This is a genomic window from Paracoccus aurantiacus, assembly GCF_007993065.1.
In the GTDB taxonomy this organism is placed as follows: domain Bacteria; phylum Pseudomonadota; class Alphaproteobacteria; order Rhodobacterales; family Rhodobacteraceae; genus Paracoccus; species Paracoccus aurantiacus.
Genome location: NZ_VOPL01000003.1, coordinates 327,526 through 349,392, shown reverse-complemented (window position 1 = coordinate 349,392; position 21,867 = coordinate 327,526). Strand labels below are relative to the sequence as shown.

The 21,867-nt window shown below is 63.0% G+C and carries 19 protein-coding genes; 13 read left to right on the top strand and 6 right to left on the bottom strand.

Annotated elements, in window-relative coordinates; all coding sequences use genetic code 11:
- Positions 1 to 65 precede the first annotated feature (65 nt).
- Both FQV27_RS10055 and nagB read left to right on the top strand, forming a co-directional pair.
- Positions 66 to 458, top strand: coding sequence for a RidA family protein (locus FQV27_RS10055; RefSeq protein WP_147097960.1), 393 nt, complete (start codon positions 66 to 68; stop codon positions 456 to 458).
- Positions 455 to 1,234, top strand: coding sequence for a glucosamine-6-phosphate deaminase (gene nagB, locus FQV27_RS10050; protein WP_147097958.1), 780 nt, complete (start codon positions 455 to 457; stop codon positions 1,232 to 1,234). Before FQV27_RS10055 ends, nagB begins: the two co-directional genes overlap by 4 nt.
- On the opposite strand, the gene FQV27_RS10045 is transcribed toward nagB, so the two are convergent.
- From FQV27_RS10045 to FQV27_RS10020, 6 genes are all read right to left on the bottom strand, one after another.
- Positions 1,204 to 1,953, bottom strand: coding sequence for a copper homeostasis protein CutC (locus FQV27_RS10045; RefSeq protein WP_147097956.1), 750 nt, complete (start codon positions 1,951 to 1,953; stop codon positions 1,204 to 1,206). The two genes, nagB and FQV27_RS10045, sit on opposite strands and share 31 nt — an antisense overlap.
- Positions 1,950 to 3,242, bottom strand: coding sequence for an MFS transporter (locus tag FQV27_RS10040; RefSeq protein WP_147097954.1), 1,293 nt, complete (start codon positions 3,240 to 3,242; stop codon positions 1,950 to 1,952). Before FQV27_RS10040 ends, FQV27_RS10045 begins: the two co-directional genes overlap by 4 nt.
- Positions 3,239 to 4,690, bottom strand: coding sequence for a M81 family metallopeptidase (locus FQV27_RS10035; RefSeq protein ID WP_147097951.1), 1,452 nt, complete (start codon positions 4,688 to 4,690; stop codon positions 3,239 to 3,241). The genes FQV27_RS10040 and FQV27_RS10035 overlap by 4 nt, the downstream gene beginning before the upstream one ends.
- 14 nt (positions 4,691 to 4,704) lie before the next feature.
- Positions 4,705 to 6,609, bottom strand: coding sequence for a beta-N-acetylhexosaminidase (locus FQV27_RS10030; RefSeq protein ID WP_147097949.1), 1,905 nt, complete (start codon positions 6,607 to 6,609; stop codon positions 4,705 to 4,707).
- Between the two features lie 22 nt (positions 6,610 to 6,631).
- Entirely contained in the window at positions 6,632 to 7,402 is a 771-nt protein-coding gene (locus FQV27_RS10025) for an SDR family oxidoreductase (RefSeq protein ID WP_147097948.1), read from the bottom strand.
- A gap of 69 nt (positions 7,403 to 7,471) precedes the next feature.
- Positions 7,472 to 8,383, bottom strand: coding sequence for a MurR/RpiR family transcriptional regulator (locus FQV27_RS10020; RefSeq protein WP_147097945.1), 912 nt, complete (start codon positions 8,381 to 8,383; stop codon positions 7,472 to 7,474).
- A gap of 145 nt (positions 8,384 to 8,528) precedes the next feature.
- Between FQV27_RS10020 and FQV27_RS10015 the strand changes: the two genes are divergently transcribed.
- The 11 genes from FQV27_RS10015 to FQV27_RS09965 all read left to right on the top strand — a co-directional run bounded on the left by FQV27_RS10015 (position 8,529) and on the right by FQV27_RS09965 (position 21,857).
- Positions 8,529 to 9,068, top strand: a complete 540-nt coding sequence (locus tag FQV27_RS10015; protein ID WP_147097943.1) for a hypothetical protein — start codon at positions 8,529 to 8,531, stop codon at positions 9,066 to 9,068.
- A 2-nt stretch (positions 9,069 to 9,070) separates the two neighbouring features.
- On the top strand, positions 9,071 to 10,579 hold the full coding sequence (locus tag FQV27_RS10010; RefSeq protein WP_147097941.1) for a M81 family metallopeptidase: 1,509 nt from the start codon (positions 9,071 to 9,073) through the stop codon (positions 10,577 to 10,579).
- The gene (locus FQV27_RS10005) at positions 10,576 to 11,664 is read left to right on the top strand and encodes a D-TA family PLP-dependent enzyme (protein ID WP_147097939.1); all 1,089 of its coding nucleotides are present in this window, start codon (positions 10,576 to 10,578) and stop codon (positions 11,662 to 11,664) included. Before FQV27_RS10010 ends, FQV27_RS10005 begins: the two co-directional genes overlap by 4 nt.
- A 6-nt stretch (positions 11,665 to 11,670) precedes the next feature.
- The gene (gene nagA / locus FQV27_RS10000; RefSeq protein ID WP_147097937.1) at positions 11,671 to 12,819 is read left to right on the top strand and encodes an N-acetylglucosamine-6-phosphate deacetylase; all 1,149 of its coding nucleotides are present in this window, start codon (positions 11,671 to 11,673) and stop codon (positions 12,817 to 12,819) included.
- Positions 12,816 to 13,730: an ROK family protein gene (locus tag FQV27_RS09995; RefSeq protein ID WP_147097935.1), complete on the top strand. Its 915-nt coding sequence runs from the start codon at positions 12,816 to 12,818 to the stop codon at positions 13,728 to 13,730. The genes nagA and FQV27_RS09995 overlap by 4 nt, the downstream gene beginning before the upstream one ends.
- Positions 13,731 to 13,861: 131 nt before the next feature.
- Positions 13,862 to 15,019: a Gfo/Idh/MocA family protein gene (locus FQV27_RS09990; protein ID WP_147097934.1), complete on the top strand. Its 1,158-nt coding sequence runs from the start codon at positions 13,862 to 13,864 to the stop codon at positions 15,017 to 15,019.
- Positions 15,019 to 15,903 carry a carbohydrate ABC transporter permease gene (locus tag FQV27_RS09985; protein ID WP_147097932.1) on the top strand — a complete coding sequence of 295 codons (885 nt, stop codon included), beginning with the start codon at positions 15,019 to 15,021 and terminating at the stop codon, positions 15,901 to 15,903. The genes FQV27_RS09990 and FQV27_RS09985 overlap by 1 nt, the downstream gene beginning before the upstream one ends.
- A 9-nt stretch (positions 15,904 to 15,912) precedes the next feature.
- The gene (locus tag FQV27_RS09980) at positions 15,913 to 16,785 is read left to right on the top strand and encodes a carbohydrate ABC transporter permease (protein WP_246133062.1); all 873 of its coding nucleotides are present in this window, start codon (positions 15,913 to 15,915) and stop codon (positions 16,783 to 16,785) included.
- Positions 16,786 to 16,808: 23 nt separating this feature from the next.
- Positions 16,809 to 18,026: an extracellular solute-binding protein gene (locus FQV27_RS09975; RefSeq protein WP_147097930.1), complete on the top strand. Its 1,218-nt coding sequence runs from the start codon at positions 16,809 to 16,811 to the stop codon at positions 18,024 to 18,026.
- A gap of 66 nt (positions 18,027 to 18,092) precedes the next feature.
- A complete protein-coding gene (locus FQV27_RS09970; RefSeq protein WP_147097928.1) occupies positions 18,093 to 19,223 on the top strand; it encodes an ABC transporter ATP-binding protein in 1,131 nt (376 codons plus the stop codon).
- Between the two features lie 261 nt (positions 19,224 to 19,484).
- Positions 19,485 to 21,857: a membrane-bound PQQ-dependent dehydrogenase, glucose/quinate/shikimate family gene (locus FQV27_RS09965; protein ID WP_147097926.1), complete on the top strand. Its 2,373-nt coding sequence runs from the start codon at positions 19,485 to 19,487 to the stop codon at positions 21,855 to 21,857.
- Positions 21,858 to 21,867 lie beyond the last annotated feature (10 nt).

Genomic DNA, 21,867 nt, shown 5'->3' with positions numbered 1-21,867 from the left:
TTGTTTCTTGAATTTTCACAGAATATACGGCATTCTGAGAAAATAAATAACATATGGTGCATCGAATGACCGGGAAACAACTCATCCGCTACGATACAGCCGATCCGCAGGCTGGCGGCCAGCGTCGCCCTTTTGCGAAAGCGGTCAGGGCGGGTGATTATGTCCATGTCTCGGGGCAGGTGCCGACCGTGAATGGCGAGGTGGTCACCGGCGGGATCGTCGCCCAGACAGAGCAGGTGATCGAGAATATCAAGGCCGTTCTCTCGCTTGCCGGCTGCGGGCTGGAAGATGTCATCAAAGTCACCTGCTGGCTTGACGATCCCCGCGATTTCTCCAGCTTCAACGCGGTTTTCGAGAAGCATTTCATCGACAATCCTCCCGCACGTTCGACGGTCGAATCGCGGCTTATGGTGGATGCCAAGGTTGAAATCGACGCCATCGCCTGGAAGCCGCTGTGAAGGTCCTGATCCACGAAGATCGCGCCGAGGCGGTGAACCATGCCGCCGACCTGATCGCTGCGCGCCTTCGATCCCGGCCGGAAACGGTGCTTGGTCTTGCGACTGGCGGCACGATGGAGGCCGTCTATACCCGCCTGATCGACGCGCATCGCGCGGGGCGGGTCAGCTTCGCCGACGCACGGTCCTTCAACCTTGACGAATATGTCGGGCTCGCGCCCGATCACGCCTGCTCGTACTGGCGCTATATGCGGGAACAGCTTTTCGACCACGTGGATTTCCCCGTTGGCGCGACCATGCTGCCGCGCGGTGACGCGCCAGACCCCGAAGCAGAGGCTGCGGCGTATGAACAGGCCATTCTTGATGCCGGCGATATTGGCTTCCAGCTTCTCGGCCTTGGGAAAAACGGGCATATCGGTTTCAATGAGCCGACATCGAGCCTGTGCTCGCTGACGCGTATCAAGACGCTGACCCGGTCGACGCGGGATGCGAATGCGCGGTTCTTCGACGATCCCGAACAGGTTCCGCGCCTTGCGATCACAATGGGGATCGGAACCATTCTGCGCGCCGGCGAAGTGGTTTTGCTGGCCTATGGTGACGACAAGGCTGACGCCGCCGCAGCGATGATCGAAGGGCCGGTGTCAGCTGTCTGCCCCGCCTCGGCGTTGCAGATGCATCGCAAGGCGACCGTCATCCTGGATGGTGCCGCCGCCAGCCGATTGAAGCTTCGCGACTATTACGCCGAGGTTCATCCGGGCGGACGCGAAAGGGCAATCTGATCCAGCGCCGCGCGCAGGGCGGCGACGCGGCCCGCATCGGTGCGCCTTGCGCCAGGCGGCAGGAAGCCGAAGCTTTCAACCTTGTCCAGTGCCGGTCGGTCTGCCGCGACAGAAGCAGAGGCGTGAAGCTCTTGAAGGTCGGGAAGATGCGCCGCGATCTGCGCTGCGTTCTCGGCCGATACGCCGCCACCGGGCATGATCGCGACGTTGGGTGCGGCGGTCTGCATGGCAGCCAGCCGGTCCAATCCCGCAAGCGCATTCGGCGCGCCGCCCGAGCTCAGAACACGTCTGATCCCCAGCCCCGCGACGACCTGCATTGCCTCTGCCGGATTTGGCGCAAGGTCTATGGCGCGATGCAATGTGACCTCCATCCCTTCTGCGGCGCGCATCAGCCTGGCCAGCGTGGCCGCATCCAGCCGTCCGTCGGGCAGGGATGCCCCGATCACCACACCGGCAAGTCCTGCGTCCCGCATGGCGTCGATTTCGGCCAGCATCGCGCCGCACTCATCCGCGCTCCAGACGAAGGCGCCGGCACGCGGGCGGATCATCGCCATGACAGGCAGGCGCGATCTGGCCGCAAGTGCCACGAGCCCTGCGGACGGCGTCAGCCCGCCAAGGCCAAGCGCGGCGCAAAGTTCGATACGGTCCGCGCCGCCGTCCTCTGCCGCGCGTATGCCGTCGGCATCGTCCACGCAGATTTCAAGCGTGATGCGGTTCATCGCGATTTCCTTTCCAGCAAGATCAGCAACCCGGCCCCCGCAAGCCCCCCGATGCCGCTGAGGATCGCGGCCGCGGGATAGCCCTGAAGCGCTGTGCCCATCGCAAAAATTCCGGCGCCGATCGCGCCGCCAAGGAACATGTTGACCGCGATCAGCGAGGCGGACAGGCCGGGCCGGTCCTGAATGAGATCGAGCAGATAGGAAATCGGGATCGAGATGATGCCCGCCGCCCCGATGCCGGCCAGCAGGCTGGCCGCAAAAATATGAGCCGGGTCGCTCGCAAGCGCGAGGCCGACCAGATAGCCCATATAGATCGCAATCGACAGGCCAAGCGCCGTGGTGACGCGCAGATAGCGAAGCGACCAGGTCCAGCCGAACATGAACACAACCTCAAGCAGCGCAACCATGCCGACCGCAAAGCCCACATCGCCGGTCTGGCCGCCTGCCTGTCCGGTCATGATAAGCGGCAGCACCGCGCCGTTGACATGCAGAACCTGACTTATCAGGGCGATGCCGATGACCGGGGCGAGAAGGCTCGGGCGGAAAATCTGCGCCATGTCGCCGATCACCGATCCGGGCAGACGAACCTGCACCGGCCGGTCGGCGCGTCCCGAACTGGGCGCGACCCTTGCCGTGCCGGTGCCGCCTTCGGGGATGGCATCGGGGGTGGTTTCGCTTCGTCTCAGCGGGCGGCGCGGATGATCCGGTGCCAGTCCTAGGACGATGGTGGCAAGACAGGCGGCCGCTGCCAGCGCCGCAATCAGATAAGCGCCGATCATGCTGTCACGCCCGATCATCAGCAGCCCGACAGCCCCCGGCACAAGCACCCATGACAGCGAAATCGCCATTCGCATCAGCGCATTGACGATCTGCGCGTCATCTGCGTGAAGGCGCGCGGTCTGGGCGCTGACATTGCCGAACAGCAACGAGTTCGTCGCGTGAAACAGCGCGAGCGGCCCGACCGTGGCCAGCGCAAAGACAATCGCCGAAGGAGCGGCCCAGATCGTGCCATAGCCGAGAATGCCAAAAGCGGCGGCGACGATCAGCGGGCGGCGATAGCTTTGAAAGCGATCCGACAGCGCACCGATAGCGATTGCCATGAAGACATTGGTGATCGAGGCCGCCAGCGCGATGGTCGCATATTCCGCGTCGGAAAGCCCAAGCTCGCGAATGCCGATCACCGACTGATAGGGGGAGGTCGCGGCACCGGCCAATCCATAGAGAAAGATTGCCGCAGCCGAGGCGCGCACCACCGGATGCCGGCGCAGAATGGCGACCCAGGGGTTCATGCGCCGGGCTTTCGTCCTGCGAAGCGCCGCGAGGGCCGCGCCGTCGCGGTGAAGCTGTCGCGCTTGTCGAAGGGCAGGGTTCCGGCAGGTCGATGGCAGTTTTCAAGACGGCGGATGTCCTGATTGACCGCGCCGTCTGTCAGGGCCATGAGGTTGGGATTGGCGAGCGGCGCAAGTTCCGGCGAAAGGTAACCTGACTTCACCACCAGCAGCCGCGTCCCGGAAGGGTCAAGGCCAAGCCGCGTAAAATCCGCAATGTCGTGATAGGGCCTTCGGCGTGCTGCCAGAACCACGATCAGTCCACCGCTTCGGACAACCGCCTGCCGGTCCGCGGGGCTTTCGCCGTGATCCAGCGTGACCACTTCTGCCCGCAGCTGCACCCGAACGCCTGCAGGATCGAGGCTGGCACCGATCCGCAAGTCGAGTTGCGCACCTGCGCCGGCGGCAAAGCACGCCTCGGTCGCGGGGCGATCCGCGATGCCTGCGACAATCGCCTCGGACCAGTCGCGCGCGATCAGCGCGGCCAGCACATCGGCGCGATCACCGACGCCGCCGCCGGTCGGATTATCGCCGCTATCGGCAAGGATGACGGGCCGGGTCGAGGTCCGTTCCGCGATATCCAGCATTTCGTCGAGGGGGCCTGTCACGGGACCGAAGGCAAATTCGTCGCGCGCGGCCCAGAACTCGGATGCGATCCCTTCTGCGGCGGCCGAGGCCGCGACACGATCGGTTCCGGTCACGATTGCGGCGGCGGTGGCGCGCGGCTCGTCCGCCCAGACATAGCCGATCATCAGATCCGTGCGCCAGACCGTGGGCCCTTCCAGCGCAGGCAGCGCCCTGTAAAGGCGGCGGGCCGGCTCATCCTCGGTCGAGGATCGCTCGCCCGGCAGCAGCAGCGGCACGGGAACATAAACGATGCCGGGGCGTTCGCCCGATTCCAGCGCGCGCAGCAGCATCGCGGCAGACGCGGCCATCGTTTCCTGCGTATCAACATGCGGCGCGGTGCGGTAGGCCGCGAAGATGTCGAGCGCGTCAACCACGCCGTCCGAAACGTTGCCATGCAGGTCGTAGCTGGCGGCGACCGGAATATCCGGGCCGACAAGGGAACGGACGGCACCGATCCAGTCCGCCTCGGCGTCGAACATGCCGTCGACCTTCACCGCGCCATGCATGGCCAGCAGAACCCCGTCGACCGGTAACACGGCGCGAAGCAGATCCAGAAACTCCGCCTTCAGTGCCTGATAGACCTGCGCCGAGACTGGCCCGCCCGGAACCGCGCGCGCATGAAGAAGCGGCACGAATTCGGCATCAAACTGCCTCAGAAACGCGAAGTGGTCGTGCGACAACAGACCGCTGCCGCGCAGAACCCTGAAATCTTCCATCTGCATCAGAAGCGGCGAATAGGTCGAGCATTCGGTATGAATGCCGCCCACGGCGATACGTGGCATTCGTGGTCCCTTTTCTACAGCCGAGGATGAAGCCGGACCTGCGCCGCGAAACGCTGCCAGTCCTTTTCCGCCTTCTGCGTCCAGCCGGATTCCGCTACGGCGGGCAGGCGCGGAAACACGAGATCGTTGAACCAGTGATCCGTGGTGAAATGTTCGCACCAGATACAGGCCTGAACGCCGCGCATCTGCGGGCGCAAATCGTCTGGGAAATCGCCCTCGGCTTCGTAATCATAGGTCTTTTCGGGTGGAACGGCTCCCGCCCATGCGGCCCCATTTTCCAGCCAGTCCGCACCCTGCGCCATGTCCATGTAATAGGCCTGACCTGGCGTCATGACGACGTCATAGCCCTGCCTCGCAAGCTCTATCCCGACCTGGGGCGTTTCCCATGCCATCAGGACCGTATTTTCGGGGTCGACACCGCCGCCATTGGCCAGTTCGTTCCAGCCGACCATGATCTTTCCGCGCCGGGTCAGCATGTCTTTGACGCGACGGGCGAACCAGCTTTGCAGCTCGAACGTGCCCGCCAGCCCTTCGCGCTGCATGAGAATGCGTGCTTTGGGTGATTGCAGCCAGGCGTTGCCTGCCACCTCGTCGCCGCCGATATGGAACAGCCTGGACGGGAAGATTTCGCACAGCTCGCCGATGATCGTGTCGAGGACCTCGAACGTGGCTGGCATGCCCGGATTCCAGGAATTGTTCGGATAACCCTGAACGGGCGCATAGCTGTTCGGCACCTCGTCAGGGTCAACAAGGAACGGCAGCGCGGCAAGAACGCAAGCCGCGTGGCCGGGGGTTTCGATCTCTGGCATGATCTCGATGCCGATGCTTGCGGCATGGGCGACCACGTCGCGCATCTGGTCCTGGGTGTAGAACCCCCCGCGTCGCGACGGCCCGTCGCCCAGTTGCGGCAGCATTCCCTCGCAGTCGTGACCACGATACGCCCCGGTCGAGGTAAGTTCGGGATAGGCCCGGATTTCGGCGCGCCAGCCCTCGTCATCGGTCAGGTGCCAGTGAAACAGGTTCATCCGGTACCAGGCCAGAATGTCGATGACGCGCTTGACCTGATCGGCCCCCCAGAAATGCCGCGACACGTCCAGATGGCATCCGCGCCAGCCATAGCGGGGCGCGTCGCTGATATGCCCCGTGGCGGGGAAGGCGAAAGCCGGGTCGGTGAACGCGCCATGCAGCATCTGGGCAAGCGCAACCAGTCCGAAGCGGCGGCCGCTGGCGGTGCTGGACGACAGCGTAATCGTTTCGCCGAAATCCAGCCGATAGCCCTCGGCCGGAAGAGCCGGGTCTTCGGCGAATGCCAGCGCGCGGCTTCCCGGCGCGGGCGAAAGCTGGAACAGGCTGCGCGCCGCAGGGAACAGGCGCCGATGCAGGGCATCGACCGAAAGCATCAGTCGGCGGTCATCGTCCGAGGTGCCGCTTTCGGCGTGGATCAATACCGGGGCGGGGCCGGGTGTCGCAGTGATCTCGTTTGGCCAGGGCAGCAGCGCGAATGGCAGGGTCAGGCGTCCCTCGGGCAGGCGGGGTGGCGGCGCGGGCGGTATGCCATCCGCACGGATCAGGTCGCCGATCTGCACCTCGTGATGCTGCCCATCCGCAGTCGTGATCCATGCCGTCTTTGCCGCATCGTTGCGATGGAACGGCATGCGGAACAAACCGTCGGCACTGAACTGCCAGCGCGCACCTGGGGCAAGGCGCATACCCTCTGGCGGGGCAAATTCGTGGAAATTCGCGACCCTGCGAAGCAGCCGCGCGCCCGTGATGACATGTTCGGGCATGATCCGGGTGATCGTCGTGATCGAAAGCGTGAAATCAGCAAGCGTCTCGGTGCCGAGATTGTGCAGTGTGACCGTCCATGTGCCGTCAGGCGCAGGATCGGGCATCCATGCGTTTTCCAGAAACAGGGTCATTGCGGGCCTCCCTCGGAATTGCTCAGTAGTCCTGTGATTGGCTGAAGGTCCGCGCGAGCGCGGGCGTGCCGGCCGTCAGTCCGCAATCGACCGGCAGTGTCACCCCGGTAATCGCCCCAGCCATCGGCGAGGCCAGAAAGCCGACAGCCTCGGCGACGTCCTCGGGGCGGACGATGCGGCCAAGGGGGTAATGGGCAGCCGCCTCGTCGAAAACTTTCGGATTGTCAGCGGCGCGTTTTTCCCAGGCGCGCGTGCGGACGGTCCCGGGTGCCACGGTGTTGGCGCGAATTCCGAAGGCGCCGTATTCGACCGCGATTAGCCGCGTCAGATGGATCATGCCGGCCTTCGCGGCGGAATAGGCCGGGTGGCCATAGACCGCCATACCATTGACCGAGGCAACATTGACGACCGATCCACCGCCTTCCTTCATCTGATCGACAAGCGCCGCGAAGACATAATAGGCGGCGTCGAGATTAAGCGCGCGGTCCGCCTGCCACGCCTCGATCCGTGTCGACTGCAGGCTTGGCGCAACGGCTGCGCCGGCATTGTTCACAAGGGTGACGGGGCGACCCAAGGCATGCACGACCCGTGCCAGTCGCGCGCAGCTTTCGGGGTCGGTGACGTCAAGTTCGACCGCTATGCAGTCCGTGCCCAGATCTCGGGCGACGGCTTCGGCCGCAGCCAGATCCAGATCCGCAATCACGACCGCGTCGTGATCCGCCTGCAGTCTTTGCGCAATCGCGCCCCCGATATCGCCGGCGGCGCCGGTCACGATGGCCAGTCGTTTCGTCATCTTCTTCCTTCACGATCCCGCGGCCATCCGTCGGCACGCGGGCTGCCGCAGGCCCGCGCGCCACCTGTCTCAGTCCCCGAGAAGCTGGCGGTCGTCGCCGTCGCGGTGTCTGACGAGCTGTTCCTTGATGCTGCGCAGCAATCGGCGCGACTTTTCCCGGTCGGCATAGGCGACAAGGTTGGCAAGGATATCGACCGCCGCCAGAAACGCGTAGCGCGTCGAGGTCGGGCGGAAGATGTTCTTGCCTTCGGGCAGGTCGATCGCGATGACGATATCAGCCGCCGCCGCGACCTCAGAGCCAGCGCGGGTCAATGCGATTGTCGGTATCTCTCTTTCCCGGAGCAGATCGAAGCAGCGCACGATCTCGGTATTTCGGCCGCTGAGCGACGATCCGATGACGACCGCGCCCGGCTCTGCCGCGGCGGACAGCATCAGGTTAAAGGCATGATCGGTCGATGCCGTGATGCGGCAGCCCAGACGGAACAACCTGTTCTGAAGCTCGTTCGCGATCAGCGACGAATTCCCGCCGGCACCGAAGGCATAGATCATGCTCGACCCGGCCAAAAGCTCCGCAGCCCTGGACAAGCTGGCCATATCCAGACCGCGATGCAGTTCGAAAAGCGCGTTCTGCGCCTTTGTCACGATGTCCTCGGCCACCTCGGCCGGGGTCGAGGTAATGGTTTCGGGATGCAGATAGCGAAGCCCGACATAGGCGCTTTTGGCCAACTGCACCTTGAAATCCGAAAAGGACGCACAGCCGAGACGGCGGCAGAACCGCGTCACCGTCGGCGGAGAGACGCCCGCCTTGGCCGCGATTTCGGTGATCGAGGCGGCGGTGGCGAAATTCACGTCAGACAGGATCACCGCTGCAAGCTTGCGTTCCAGCGAAGATACCAGCCCCTCGCCATTGCTCAGCGCCGCGATCAGATCGGTCGAATTGACCGCGCCCTGATCTTCGCCCTTCGGCTTTGCGTCCGTCATGCGCCAAATCCAAGCGCTGCGTTGCAGATCAGATTGACGGCGCGTGACCTCTGTCGTTGCTTCACAGCTCTCTCCCGAAATTTATTTTCGTTTCAGCTTGACATTTAGGCATGATTCTTTGGAATATTCTAGCGCATTCCGCAGAATGCAGAAATTTATTTTCACGGAAGGCGCAATACCGGTGTCAGCTCGCGATCCCTTTCAGAACCCGTTCGCCCCAGATGACGCGGATCGCCGCGAGATGTGGGAGATGTTGGTGACACGCGACATTGATGCCTTCGTCAGCGCCGATTGGGAAGCGGTTGCAGATGACTTTGTCGCGACGAATTTCACCGGCTTCAGCGGCAATTTCCAGCCCGACCCGCAGGGCTACACGCTCGCATTTCCGACGCTTGATGCCTATCGCCGTGAATGGATGCGTCAGGCGAAGGACTTCACCGCAGCACGCGACGCCGGTGAATTTGCCGGCAATCCGCGCGACGGCATTTTCGCGGCAACCCGGCTGGAGGAGATCGAGATCGACGGCGAAACCGCGCTTGTCCGCAAGAAATTCGACGGCAGTCTGGCCAAGACCGACGGCAGTTCCGACCGCATGAACTGGCAGACGCTTTACGTGTGCCGCTGCGAAGGCGGGCGCTGGAAGATCGCGGGTTTCCTTGGCTATTTGCCGCATCTGCCGGAGTGAGCATGACGGGCGCGCGTGGAAAACGTATCTTTGTCGCGGCCCTCGCGACCGAGACAAATACATTCTCGCCGATCGTCATTGACCGGCAGGGGTTCGAGGCATCGCTTTACGCGCCTCCGGGCCAGCATCCGCCGACCCCGACGCTGTGCACCGCGCCAATCACCGTCGGACGGCGCGTCTGTGCGGAACTGGGGTGGCAGTTGATCGAAGGGACGGCCGCGTGGGCCGATCCGGCCGGACTGGTCGCGCGCGGCGCTTATGAGGGGCTGCGCGACGAAATCCTTGAGCAATTGCAACAGGCGATGCCGGTCGATGCCGTGGTGCTTGGGCTGCACGGTGCGATGGTGGCGCAGGGTTATCTTGACCCCGAAGGCGACCTGTTGAGCCGTGTCCGTCAGATCGTCGGGCCGGATGTACTGCTTTGTGCCAGCCTTGACCCGCACAGCCATCTGACCGCCGAACGGGTCCGCGCCGCCGATTTCTTTGTCGCATTCAAGGAGTTTCCGCATACCGACTTCGTCGAACGTGCCGAGGATCTCTGGCGCATTGCGGTCGATGCGCTGGAGGGGCGTGTGCGGCCGGTCATGTCGGTTTACGATTGCCGGATGATCGACGTTTTCCCCACCTCCCGAGAGCCGATGCGAAGCTTCGTCGACAGGATGATGCGACTGGAAACCGAGATGCCGAAGCTGCTGTCGCTTTCGGCGATACACGGCTTCATGGCGGGCGATGTTCCGGAAATGGGAACCCGGATGATCGCCGTGACTGACGATGATGCCGAACTGGGCCAGCGGATCGCCGAGGAGCTTGGGGCAGCGCTGTATGCCAATCGCGGGCGGCATATCATGCCCGCACTTGATGAGCGCGAGGCGGTTGAAAAGGCGATGGCATCGGACCGGTCTGGCCCGGTCGTCATCGCCGACATGTGGGATAATCCGGGCGGCGGGACTGCGGGCGACGCGACCGTTTTGCTGCGCGAACTCGTCGCGAGGGGCGCAAGGGGCGTCGCGGTCGGGACCATATGGGACCCTATCGCCGTTCAGCTTTGTATGGTCGCGGGCGAGGGGGCAGAGCTGCTTTTGCGCTTCGGCGGCAAATCCGCACCCCTGACCGGAGAGCCCTTCGATGCGCTGGTGCGCGTGCTTCGCATCGCCCCTCGGGCAGAGATGCAGTTCGGGCAAAGTGTCGTGCCCTTCGGTCCTGCGGCGCGCATTGCTCTGCTGACGCCCGAGGGCGAAGATCTCGGCATCGAGGTAATCCTGAATACGGTGCGCGCCCAAAGCTATGATCCGTCGCTTTTCTCGGTCATGGGAATCGTGCCCGAGCAGAAGCGCATCCTGGTGGTCAAATCCACCAACCATTTCTATGCCGCCTTCCAGCCGATCGCGTCCGAGATCATCTATTGCTCGGCGGGAAAGCCATATCCCAACGACCCCGCAACCAATCCTTACCGACTTGTGCGCAGCGACATATGGCCGCGCAGCGAATATCCTTTCGGAGATGTGTCATGACCTTTCCCTGGCCTCAGCTGGGCGCGCCGCTGTCCGATGTCATCACGCCGATGCCGGTGATCGACGAGGCGCGGCTCGCCAACAACCTGACCCGCGCACAGGCTTATATGGAACATCACGGCCTGATTTTCCGGCCGCATATCAAAACGCACAAGCTCGCCTCGGTTGCGCGCTTCCAGATTGACGCCGGCGCTGTCGGCCTGAACTGTCAGAAGCTGACCGAGGCGGAAGCCTTCGCGGATGCGGGTTTCGACGATATCCTTGTCACCTATAACATCCTCGGGGCGGAACGTCTGTCGCGGCTGCGCGCGCTGAACGACCGGCTGAATTTGCTCACGGTCTGTGCCGACAGCCACACGACGATATCCGGGTATGCCGGGGTTTTCGAAACCGGCAAGCGGCTGCATGTAATGGTCGAATGCGATACGGGCGGGCAGCGATGCGGGGTGCAGACGCCCGCCGACGCGGCCGAACTTGCGGCACTGATCGACGATGTGCCGGGGCTGATTTTCCGCGGCCTGATGACTTATCCGTCGCCGGGTGGCGCGGCAAAGGTGCAGGATTTCCTGGCCGAGACGATGGCGCTTCTGTCAGCGCAGGGGATCGAGTGTCCCGTCCGCTCTACCGGGGGCAGCCCTGATTTGTGGTCCGCGCATCTGGTGCCTGCAGCGACCGAGTACCGGGCAGGCACCTATGTCTATAATGATCGTGCGATGCTGCGCGCGGGCGAATGCGGCCCCGACGATCTGGCCATGAACGTTCTTGCGACCGTCGTGTCGCGACCGACGCCGGATCGGGCGGTGCTTGACGCGGGATCGAAGGCGCTGACCTCGGATTTGCTGGGCTTCAGCGAATACGGCACGATAGAGGGGTTGCCCGATGCGCGGATTATCGCCCTGTCCGAAGAACACGCCGTCGTCGATCTTGGCCCCCACGCGGGCGATGCGCCAGAGGTCGGCCAGCAGGTCAGGATCGTGCCGAACCATTGCTGCGTCGTCTCGAACCTGTTCGACAGGGTCGTCTTCCACCGCGACGGCATCGTGACGCGGGTCGAGCCGCTGCTGGCGCGCGGAACAGTGTGGTAGGGCAGGATGGAGCAGACGGTTTTTCATGCAGAGCGTATTTTTGACGGCGATGCCTGGCACGATGATGCGGCCCTGATCCTTCGCGACGGTAAGGTCGATGCGATCGAAGCGTCCGCCAGCCTGCCCGAAGGGAAGCGCGTTCCGGGCTGGATCGTGCCCGGACTGATTGACCTGCAGGTGAATGGCGGTGGTGGCGTATTGCTGAATAACGACCCGACGCCATCCGGGATCGCGCAGATATGCGCGTCGCATATGGCCTGCGGGACGACCGGGATCATGGCCACGCTGATTACCGACACGCCCGAAGTGACAGCCCGCGCGGTCGAGGCCGCGGCCTCGTCTGACGCGACCGGGCTTATCGGCCTGCATCTTGAAGGTCCGCACCTTGACGCCTCGCGCAAGGGGACACATGACCCCGCGCTGATCCGGCCCATGACCGCACATGATCTGGGGCTGCTGGTCGCCGCGGCGAAGCGGGTTCCGCATCTTATCGTGACAGTCGCGCCCGAGGCGATTACCCCTCAACAGGTCGCGGCGCTTGCCGATGCGGGCATAACCGTCAGCCTCGGGCACAGCGATTGCGACGCCGCTGCCGCCGGAACGGCCTTCGATGCGGGCGCGCGCATGGTCACGCATCTGTTCAACGCGATGAGCCAGCTTGCGCATCGCGCCCCCGGCCTTGTCGGCGCCGCGCTGGATGACGGGCGGGTCTGGGCCGGGCTGATCGCAGACGGATTTCATGTCGATGATGCGGCCATGCGCGTGGCCTTGCGCGGTAAGGCTGGCCCAGGCCGGATGTTCCTCGTCTCGGATGCGATGTCCACCATCGGCACGGATCTTGAGGGCTTCTCGCTGAACGGACGCCGGATCTATCGCAAGGACGGACGCCTGACATTGGCGGACGGGACGCTGGCCGGCGCCGACATCGCGCTGATCGACGCGGTGCGCTACGTCCATCGCAGCCTGGGGCTGCCCTTGGCAGAGGCATTGCAGCTCGCGTCGCTTTTCCCGGCAGAGGCCATGCGCCTGCCGGATCGCGGCCATCTTCGCCCCGGTGCGCGGGCTGATTTTCTGACCCTGACCCCGGACATCGCGGTGGGCGAGGTCTGGTCACGCGGTCGGCGTGTCGGGCAGGGCTCGGGGCAGATCACGTGATCCTTTGCTTCGATATCGGCGGCAGCGCGATCAAGATCGCGCATGCTCATGCCGTCGACGACATCCGCACGACGGGAACCCGCCCCACACCGGGCCGTGACCGCGATGCATTCATGGCGGTGTTGAAACAGGCGCTGCAGGATGCGCCGCAACCGCCACGCCGCGTCGCTGTGTCCATCGCCGGCGTGATCGACCCCGATACCGGGCGGGCGCAGGTTGCGAATATCCCGTGCCTGAACGAACGCGCGCTGCATGCGGAACTGGAAGGCGAACTCGGCCTGCCTGTCGATCTGGCCAATGATGCGGACTGCTTCGCGCTTGCCGAGGCCGTGACAGGGGCGGGCCGCGGGCATGACGTTGTGCTTGGGCTGATCCTGGGAACCGGGGTCGGCGGCGGGCTGGTCATCCGCGGAGAGCTGATAAACGCCAGCGGTGGCTTTGCGGGCGAGTGGGGGCATGGACCTGTGGCGCAGCGCACCCTCGGTCAGCCGCCGGTCAGCCTGCCCGTGCTTGCCTGCGGCTGTGGCCAGTCCGGCTGTCTGGACACGCTTTGCGGGGCGCGCGGGATGGAGGCGCTGCACCGCCACCTTCACGACAACGAATCCCTGGACAGCCGCGCCATTGTCGAGGGCTGGCAGGCGGGCAACCCCAACGCAATGCGCACCATCGAAATCTGGACGGAATTGCTGGCAGGACCGCTTTCGATGATACAGAACCTGATCGGCGCGGACGTCATGACGGTTGGTGGCGGTCTGTCGAATTCCGCGCCGCTGATCGCGGGCCTCGACCGCGCGACCCGCGCACGAATCTTGCGCCGAATCACCCGCCCGCTGATTGTTCCTGCTGAATGCCGGATCGAGCCGGGACTTGTCGGCGCAGCGATTCTGGCGTTCCGGCAGGATCAGCGGTGATGGAAACGGCGTTCAAATGCCTATTGCATGAAAATTGATTACACCGACGTCAGAAAAATGCGGATATTTCTTGACTGAACGTCATGTTTCACGCATTTTGAAGAAAAAGAATTTCTCATACGGGGAAGGCAATGAAAGTCGCGATTATCGGTCTTGGATATCGACTGGGTTATCTTGGCCACGTGTTCCAGGAAATGGACCCGGATTTTCAGATCGTCGGGTATTTCGATCCGGAACCCGCTGGCCTTGCCACGCTTGAAGAACACCGTATTTCGCCCGGCAAGCGATATGCGTCGGCCGAGGATCTGGTGAAGGCAGGTGGCTATGACCTGCTGATGATCGGCTCTCCCAATCACATGCATCTCGACCATATCAGGCTGGGACTGGAAGCGGGCGACAAGATCTTCTCCGAGAAGCCGATCGTCGCGACGATCGACCAGACGGTCGAGCTGGCCCGCCTGATGGGCCGGTATGGCCATGACCGTCTGCTGGTCGGGCTGGTGCTGCGCTATGCGCCGCTGTATCGCGACCTGCTGGCGGCGCGTGATGCGGGGCAGCTTGGCAAGATCGTCTCGGTCGAAGCGGCCGAGCATATCTTTCCCTATCACGGCGCGTTTTTCATGCGCGACTGGCGGCGTTACGAAAAATGGTCGGGCAGCTTCATGCTGGAAAAGTGCTGCCACGACCTCGACCTGTATAACGGGCTGATCGGGGCGCGGCCTGCGCGCGTGGCCAGCTTTGGCGGGCGCAAGACATTCATCCCGGAAAACGATCCCCGTCTTGAGGGCGTCAATGATGTGAGCCTGTTCCACAGCAAGCCGTCTGGCTGGAACGGAACCGACAAGGTTTTCGATACCGATGCCGATATTATCGATTATCAGGTCGCAATCGTCGAATATGCCAATGGCGTCGGCATGAATTTCCACACCAATCTGAATGCGCCCGACCAGTTCCGGCGTTTCGCGGTCTTTGGCACGAAAGGGCAGGCCGAGGGCGACTTCATTCGCGGGTTCCTGAACGTGACCGACGTGATGAGCGAGGCCCGCGTCGTGGAACGCGAATATCAGGCAACCGCGCTGTCGCAGCATTATGGCGCAGACGAAAAGATGGCGGCGGAAGTGGTGGACCATGTGATGCGTGGCGGCCCTCTGCCGGTTTCGCCGCTGGACGCGCTGGAAGCCGGCATTCTTGCAATGGCGATGGACGATGCGCGCCGTCAGGGCAGGGTGGTCGACCTCGCGCCGATCTGGGACCGCTATGACGAGGCGTTGCTGCGGAGGGCCGCCTGATGACAAGTTCCCGATCTGCATGGGTATTCGCCTGGCTGCTGCTGGCCCCGGCGATCATCTATGTCCTGATTATCGTGGCCTGGCCGCTGGTCGAGACGTTCCGCCTGTCCTTTACTGACGCCTCGCTGCGCAAGACGGTGAACTATGTCGGCTGGCGCAATTATGAAAAGATCTTCAACGAGACGTTCCTGACCGTCATTACCCGGACCTTCATCTGGACCTTCTTTTCCGTCCTGCTGAAAATGGTCATCGGAATGTGCGGGGCGGTCATGCTGAACGCGGCCGTTCCGGGGCGCAACCTGTTCCGAATCCTGACCATGCCGCCGTGGATCGTGCCCATGGCCATCGGCATCTTCATGTGGGGCTGGATGTATAACGGCCAGTTCGGGATGATCTCCGGCCTGCTGCAGCGCTTTGGCATCGTCGATGGGCCGGTGGCGTTTCTGGCCTATGGCGGCTCCGCCTTCTGGGCCACGATCATCACCGATGTCTGGATCGGTGTGCCGATGGTGACGATCTATTTCCTGGCGGCCATGCAGGCCATCCCCAAGGATCTGTACGAGGCTGCATGGACCGACGGCGCCAGCCGCTGGACGCGCTTTCGCCGCATCACCCTGCCGCTGATGGCGCCGGCGATCATCACCATGTCCATGCTGTCGCTGATTGCGACCTTCAACAGCTTCGACATCATCTGGATCCTGACGCAGGGCGGTCCCAGCGGGCAGACCACGACCATGATCATCGACACCTATCAGGTCGCTATCGGGTCCAAGAAATACGGCGAGGGTGCGGCACGCGCAGTGGTCATCTGCCTGTTCCTGTCGCTGTTCTGCCTTGCCTATTTCCGCGTCACACGGCGCCTCCACACCATGGATAAGGCATAGGAGAGAGACATGGCCCTGTTTCGCAATGACGACACGCCCATGATCGACCGCTATCGCTGGTGGGAAATCATCGGCATCTATGCCGGGATCTTCGTCTTCCTGTTCTTCATGCTGTCCCCCTTTATCGAGGGTTTTCTGGTCAGCCTGAAGCCGCTGTCGCAGCTCTTCTCGACGCCCTACAGCTTCTGGCCGGAAAATGGGTCGTTCAAAGCCTATTTTACCATGTGGGAAAGTGTGCCGGGCTTTGCGCGTTATATCTTCAACTCTTTCCTGATCTCGACCATCGCCACGGTCATCGTGCTGCTGCTGGTGGTGCCCGCGGCCTATGCCTTCGCGCGGTTCAGCTTTCGCGGCATGGGTCTGGTGCTGGCGGCGTTTCTGGCCGTCAGCATGTTCTCGGGCGCGGTGCTGCTGATCCCGCTGTTCCGGCTGATGCGGACGCTGGGGATGCTGAACACCTATTGGGCGATGATTGTCCCCGGTGCGGCCTTCCTGATCCCGGCGGCGATCTGGCTGCTGCGCACCTATATGATGCGCATCCCGAAAGAGCTGAACGAGGCCGCCTATATGGATGGCGCGAGCCAGTTCTATACCTTCCGCCGGGTGATCCTGCCCATCGCGCGGCCGGGCATCATCGTCGTGGCGATCATGACCTTCATCGGCGCCTATTCTCAGCAATTCGTTTTTGCGCTGACCTTCAACTCCAAGACCGAATACATGCCGCTGCCGATCGGGCTGTTCGCCTATTTCGGCAAGCAAGAGGTGATCTGGAACGAGCTTATGGCCGCCAGCTTCGTCGGCATCGCGCCCGCGCTGATCCTGATCTTCTTCCTGCAACGCTATCTCGTCGGCGGGCTGACCGCAGGCGCGGTGAAACAATAATCAACCAACTGGGAGTCCTGAACGTGAACACACTATTCCGCACAAGCCTGATCGGCATTGCCCTTGCCGGAACTACCGCCTTGCCAGCGCTGGCAGACGAAATCAGCTGGATCTATTGCGGCGACCGCATCGACCCTGCGCATGAAAAATATATCGGCGAATGGAACGCGGCGAACCCCGATTATCCGGTCGTGCCGGAACTGGTCGGCTGGGCGCAGTGTCAGGACAAGGCCACGACCCTTGCCGCCGCAGGCAGCCCCGTCGGCATCGCCTATGTCGGGTCGCGCACGCTGAAGGAATTCGCGTTGAACGAGCTGATCGTCCCGGTCCCCATGACCGAGGAAGAAAAGGCCGCGTATTACCCGAACATCGTCGAAACCGTGACCTTCCAGGACACCCAATGGGGCGTGCCGATCGCGTTTTCGACCAAGGCGCTTTACTGGAACAAGGATCTGTTCAAGGAAGCGGGCCTTGATCCCGAAACCCCGCCCAAGACCTGGGCCGAGGAGATCGAATTCGCCAAGACCATCAAGGAAAAGACCGGCAAGGCGGGTTACGGTCTGTCGGCCAAGACCTTCGACAACACGATGCACCAGTTCCTGCATTGGGTTTACACCAATAACGGCAAGGTCATCGACGCCGAGGACAATATCGTTCTGGACAGCCCGCAGAACCTCGCGGCGCTTCAGGCCTATAAGGACATCACGCCGTGGTCTGTCGAAGGCGCCACCGCCTATGAGCAGAACGAGATGCGGGCGATCTTTCTTGATGGTCAGGTCGGCATGCTGCAGGCCGCTGTCAGCACCGCTTTCCTTCTGAAAGACACCGATATTGACTGGGGCGTGACCGACCTGCCGCTTGGTCCCGACGCGCAGGGTCCGGGCACCCTGATGATTACCGACAGCCTCGTCGTCTTTGCCGATACCGGGGTCGAGGAAAAGGCGACCGAATTTGCCAAATACATCACCCAGCCCAGCATTCAGGAAGAGTACGAAGCCGGCGGTCTGGCGGGTCTGACGCCGCTGCGCCCCTCGCCCGCGGTCGATGCGATGGTCGAGGCCGATCCCTACTGGAAGCCGTTCGTGGACGGGATCGAGTTCGGCGGACCAGAACCGCTGTTCACCGATTACAAGGGCCTGCAGAACGTGATGATCGAGATGGTGCAATCCGTCGTCACCGGCTCGGCCGAGCCGCAGGCAGCGCTGACCAAGGCCGCAGAGGCGCTTGAAGAGTACAAGTGAGGCAGCCGAGGGCCCGGCCGCGGAATTTGCGGCCGGGCCTGTTTGCATCAAGGAAGGAATGACACTTTGGGTCAGTTGACACTGAAGGATATCGTGAAACGGTTTGGCGCGATCGAGGTCGTCAAAAGCGTCTCGCTGGATGTGAACGAGGGCGAATTCATCGTGTTCGTCGGCCCCTCGGGCTGCGGGAAATCCACGCTGCTGCGCATGATTGCGGGGCTGGAACATACGACATCCGGTGACATCGTGATCGACGGCAAGCGGGTGAACGACCTGGCCCCGGTCAAGCGCGGCATCGCGATGGTGTTCCAGTCCTATGCGCTTTATCCGCATATGTCGGTCTTCGAAAACATCGCCTTCCCGCTGCGCGTCGAAAAGGCGCCCGAGGCCAGCATCCGCGAAAAGGTCGAGGCGGCGGCGAAGATCCTGCATCTGGATCAGCGGCTGGAACAGAAGCCGGGGATGCTGTCGGGCGGTCAGCGCCAGCGTGTCGCCATTGGTCGCGCCATCGTGCGTGAACCAGAGATTTTCCTGTTCGACGAACCGCTGTCGAATCTCGACGCCGCATTGCGCGCCGATATGCGGATCGAACTGACGCGCCTGCACAAGCAGCTAGGCGCAACGATGATCTATGTGACCCACGATCAGGTCGAGGCAATGACGATGGCCGACCGCATCGTGGTGCTTCACGCGGGCTATATCTCTCAGGTTGGTCCGCCGCTGGAGCTTTATCACAAGCCGCAGAACACCTTTGTCGCGGGCTTCATCGGCAATCCGCGCATGAACATGCTGCCGGTCACATGCACCGGCGTCACCGATCAGGGGGTCGAGGTCGACTTCAACGGGCAGACGCTGCTGATCCCGGTTGCGGGGCGCGACGGCATCGTCGGTTCCGCGCTTTCGTTGGGCATTCGCCCTGAACATATCGAGATCGGGCCGGGTGAGGCGGTCATGACCATTACGCCGACCGTGGTGGAGCGTCTGGGTCAGCAGACCATCGGCTATGCCGCCCTTGACGGTCAGGACGAGAACTTCTGCCTCGTGCTGCCCGGATCAAGGGGCATTGCCGAAGAACAGCCGCTGCAGGTCAGCTTCTCGACTGCAGATTGTCATCTGTTTGATGCGGGCGGACAGGCGCTGGAACGGCAGGTCGACCTTGCCGCCATGTCGTTGCCGCCGGTCGCCGTGCCTGCCTGACGATCCGGCCGCCGCCTTCACCGGGCGGCGGCAGTTTCCTCTGCCCGGATCACCTTCCGATCGCTGTTGCGGATTTACATGGCATCGCCCGATGCTTCGGTGACCTCGCCCAGAAAAATCCGCGCCGCCGCCTTGCCCCTTCCCGCGATATGGGCGTAACTGCCGCTGAGTCCGGCGCTGCACTGAGTCCTGCAGACATTTTCAGCAGGCCCCCCGCGACGCCACCAGCGGCTCTGATATACCCATCGGGAGATAGATTTGATGCTCATTCCAATCCTGAGCCTTTTATTCCTATTGGCAGGGGCGGCACTGGCGATCGGTGGCGGCTGGCTGCTGTCGCTTGGCGGCAGCCCCTATTATCTAGCGGCCGGGCTGGGTTTTCTGGCGACCGGGCTGCTTTTGTGGCGCAGGCGTGCGGCGGCCTATATCGTTTATGCGGTGACGCTTGGCGGCACGCTGGCCTGGGCGATCTGGGAAGTCGGCTTCGACTGGTGGCAACTCGCGCCGCGCGGCGGCATCCCGGTCTTGCTGGGACTGCTGCTTCTTCTTCCTGCGCTGCGTCGTCGTCTGGACGACCCGGCACCTGCGGGACGCGCGGTGCTGGCGGCAGTGACGCTCGCCGCTATTGCGTCGGCAGGCTATTCGATGCTGCGCGATCCGTCGGCAATCCACGGCGAGATGACCAAGGACATCGCCCAGCCGATGCGCGAGAACCTGAATACCGGCAATGAGGCGGGCGACGGCGAATGGCATCAGTATGGCCGCACCAGCTTTGGCCAACGCTGGTCGCCGCTGGAACAGATCACGCCTGAAAACGTCAAGGATCTGCAGCTTGCCTGGCAGTATCAGACCGGCGATGTGAAGTTGCCTGATGATGTCGGCGAGACGACCTATCAGGTCACGCCCATCAAGATCGGCGACAGCCTTTACGTCTGCACGCCGCATAACATCGCGATCTCGCTGGATGCCAGGACCGGCAAGGAAAACTGGCGCTACAATGCGGATTCGGGCATGAACCCCAACCGTCAGCATCAGACCTGCCGGGGGGTGACGTGGTGGGAAACCCCGCAGAACGTTTCCGCCGATGCGACGCCTCAGCAGGCGGCGCTGCATGCGCAGGCGCTGGCCGAATGCCCGCGCCGCATCTATCTGCCCACCGCCGATGCGCGCCTGATCGCCTTGAATGCCGATACCGGCGATGTTTGCACCTTCTTTGCCGATAACGGGGTGCTGCATCTTGAAGCCGGGATGAAATACGACCCGGCGGGCTATTACTATTCGACCTCGCCGCCGGTCGCGACGGATGGCAAGCTGATCATTGGCGGTGCGGTGAACGACAACTTCTCGACCGAGGAGCAGTCGGGCGTGATCCGCGCCTTCGATATCGACAGCGGCGAACTGATCTGGAACTGGGACAGTGCAAAGCCCACCGAGACTGCGCCCATCGATATTGCGGGTGGCGAACGTTACACCACCAACTCTCCGAACAGCTGGTCGGTGTTCAGCTATGACGAGGCGCTTGGGCTGGTCTATGTTCCGATGGGCAATCGCGTGCCCGACCAGCTTGGCATGGGCCGCAGCCCCGAGGTCGAGGCGCATTCGTCATCCATCGTGGCGCTGGATATCCGCACAGGGCAGCAACGCTGGGTGCGTCAGACCGTTCACCACGACCTGTGGGACATGGACGTTCCCGCGCAGCCGGTGCTTGTCGATCTGACCCGAGACGGCAACGTCGTCCCGGCGCTTGTCGCGCCAACCAAACAGGGCGACATGTGGGTTCTGGACCGCCGCACCGGCGTGCCGCTGTCCCCGCGAGAGGAGCTTCCGGCACCGGGCGGCGCGATCCCCGAGGACTTCACCTCTCCCACACAGCCGATCAGCAAGCTGACATTCCGTCCCGACCGCCTGCACGAGGCGAATATGTGGGGCATTACCATGTTCGATCAGCTGTCCTGCCGGATCAAGTACCGCAGCCTTGATTATGAGGGGCAATACACGCCGCCCTCGCTGAAGGGCACGATCGTCTTTCCGGGCAATTTCGGGACGTTCAACTGGGGCTCGGTCGCGGTCGATCCTGAACGGCAGGTCATGTTCGGGATGCCGACCTATCTGCCGTTTACCTCGCGCCTGGTCCCGGCCGCCGATATTCCGCCAAAGGGCGCGGACGAGAAGGCAAGCGAGCAGGGTCTGAACCGCAATGACGGCGCACCTTACGGCGTCTTCATGGGTCCGTTCCTGTCAGCGCTCGGCGTGCCCTGCACCGCGCCGCCCTGGGGCTACGTCTCTGGCGCGGATCTGCGTGGCGAGAATGTCGTCTATAAGCTGAAGAACGGAACGGTGCGCGACATGACGCCCCTGCCGCTCAAGATCAAGCTGGGCGTGCCGGGCATCGGCGGGCCGATGATGACACGCTCTGGCGTGGCCTTCCTTGGCGCGGCGGTCGATGATTACGTTCGCGGCTATGATGTGACCACGGGCGAGCAGCTTTGGGAAGCGCGCCTGCCCGCAGGCGGACAGTCAACGCCGATGACCTATACTGTTGATGATAAGCAATATGTCGTCATCGTCGCAGGCGGTCACGGGTCCGTCGGCACCAAGCCCGGCGATTACATCATGGCCTACAGCCTGCCCTGACCACGGCCCA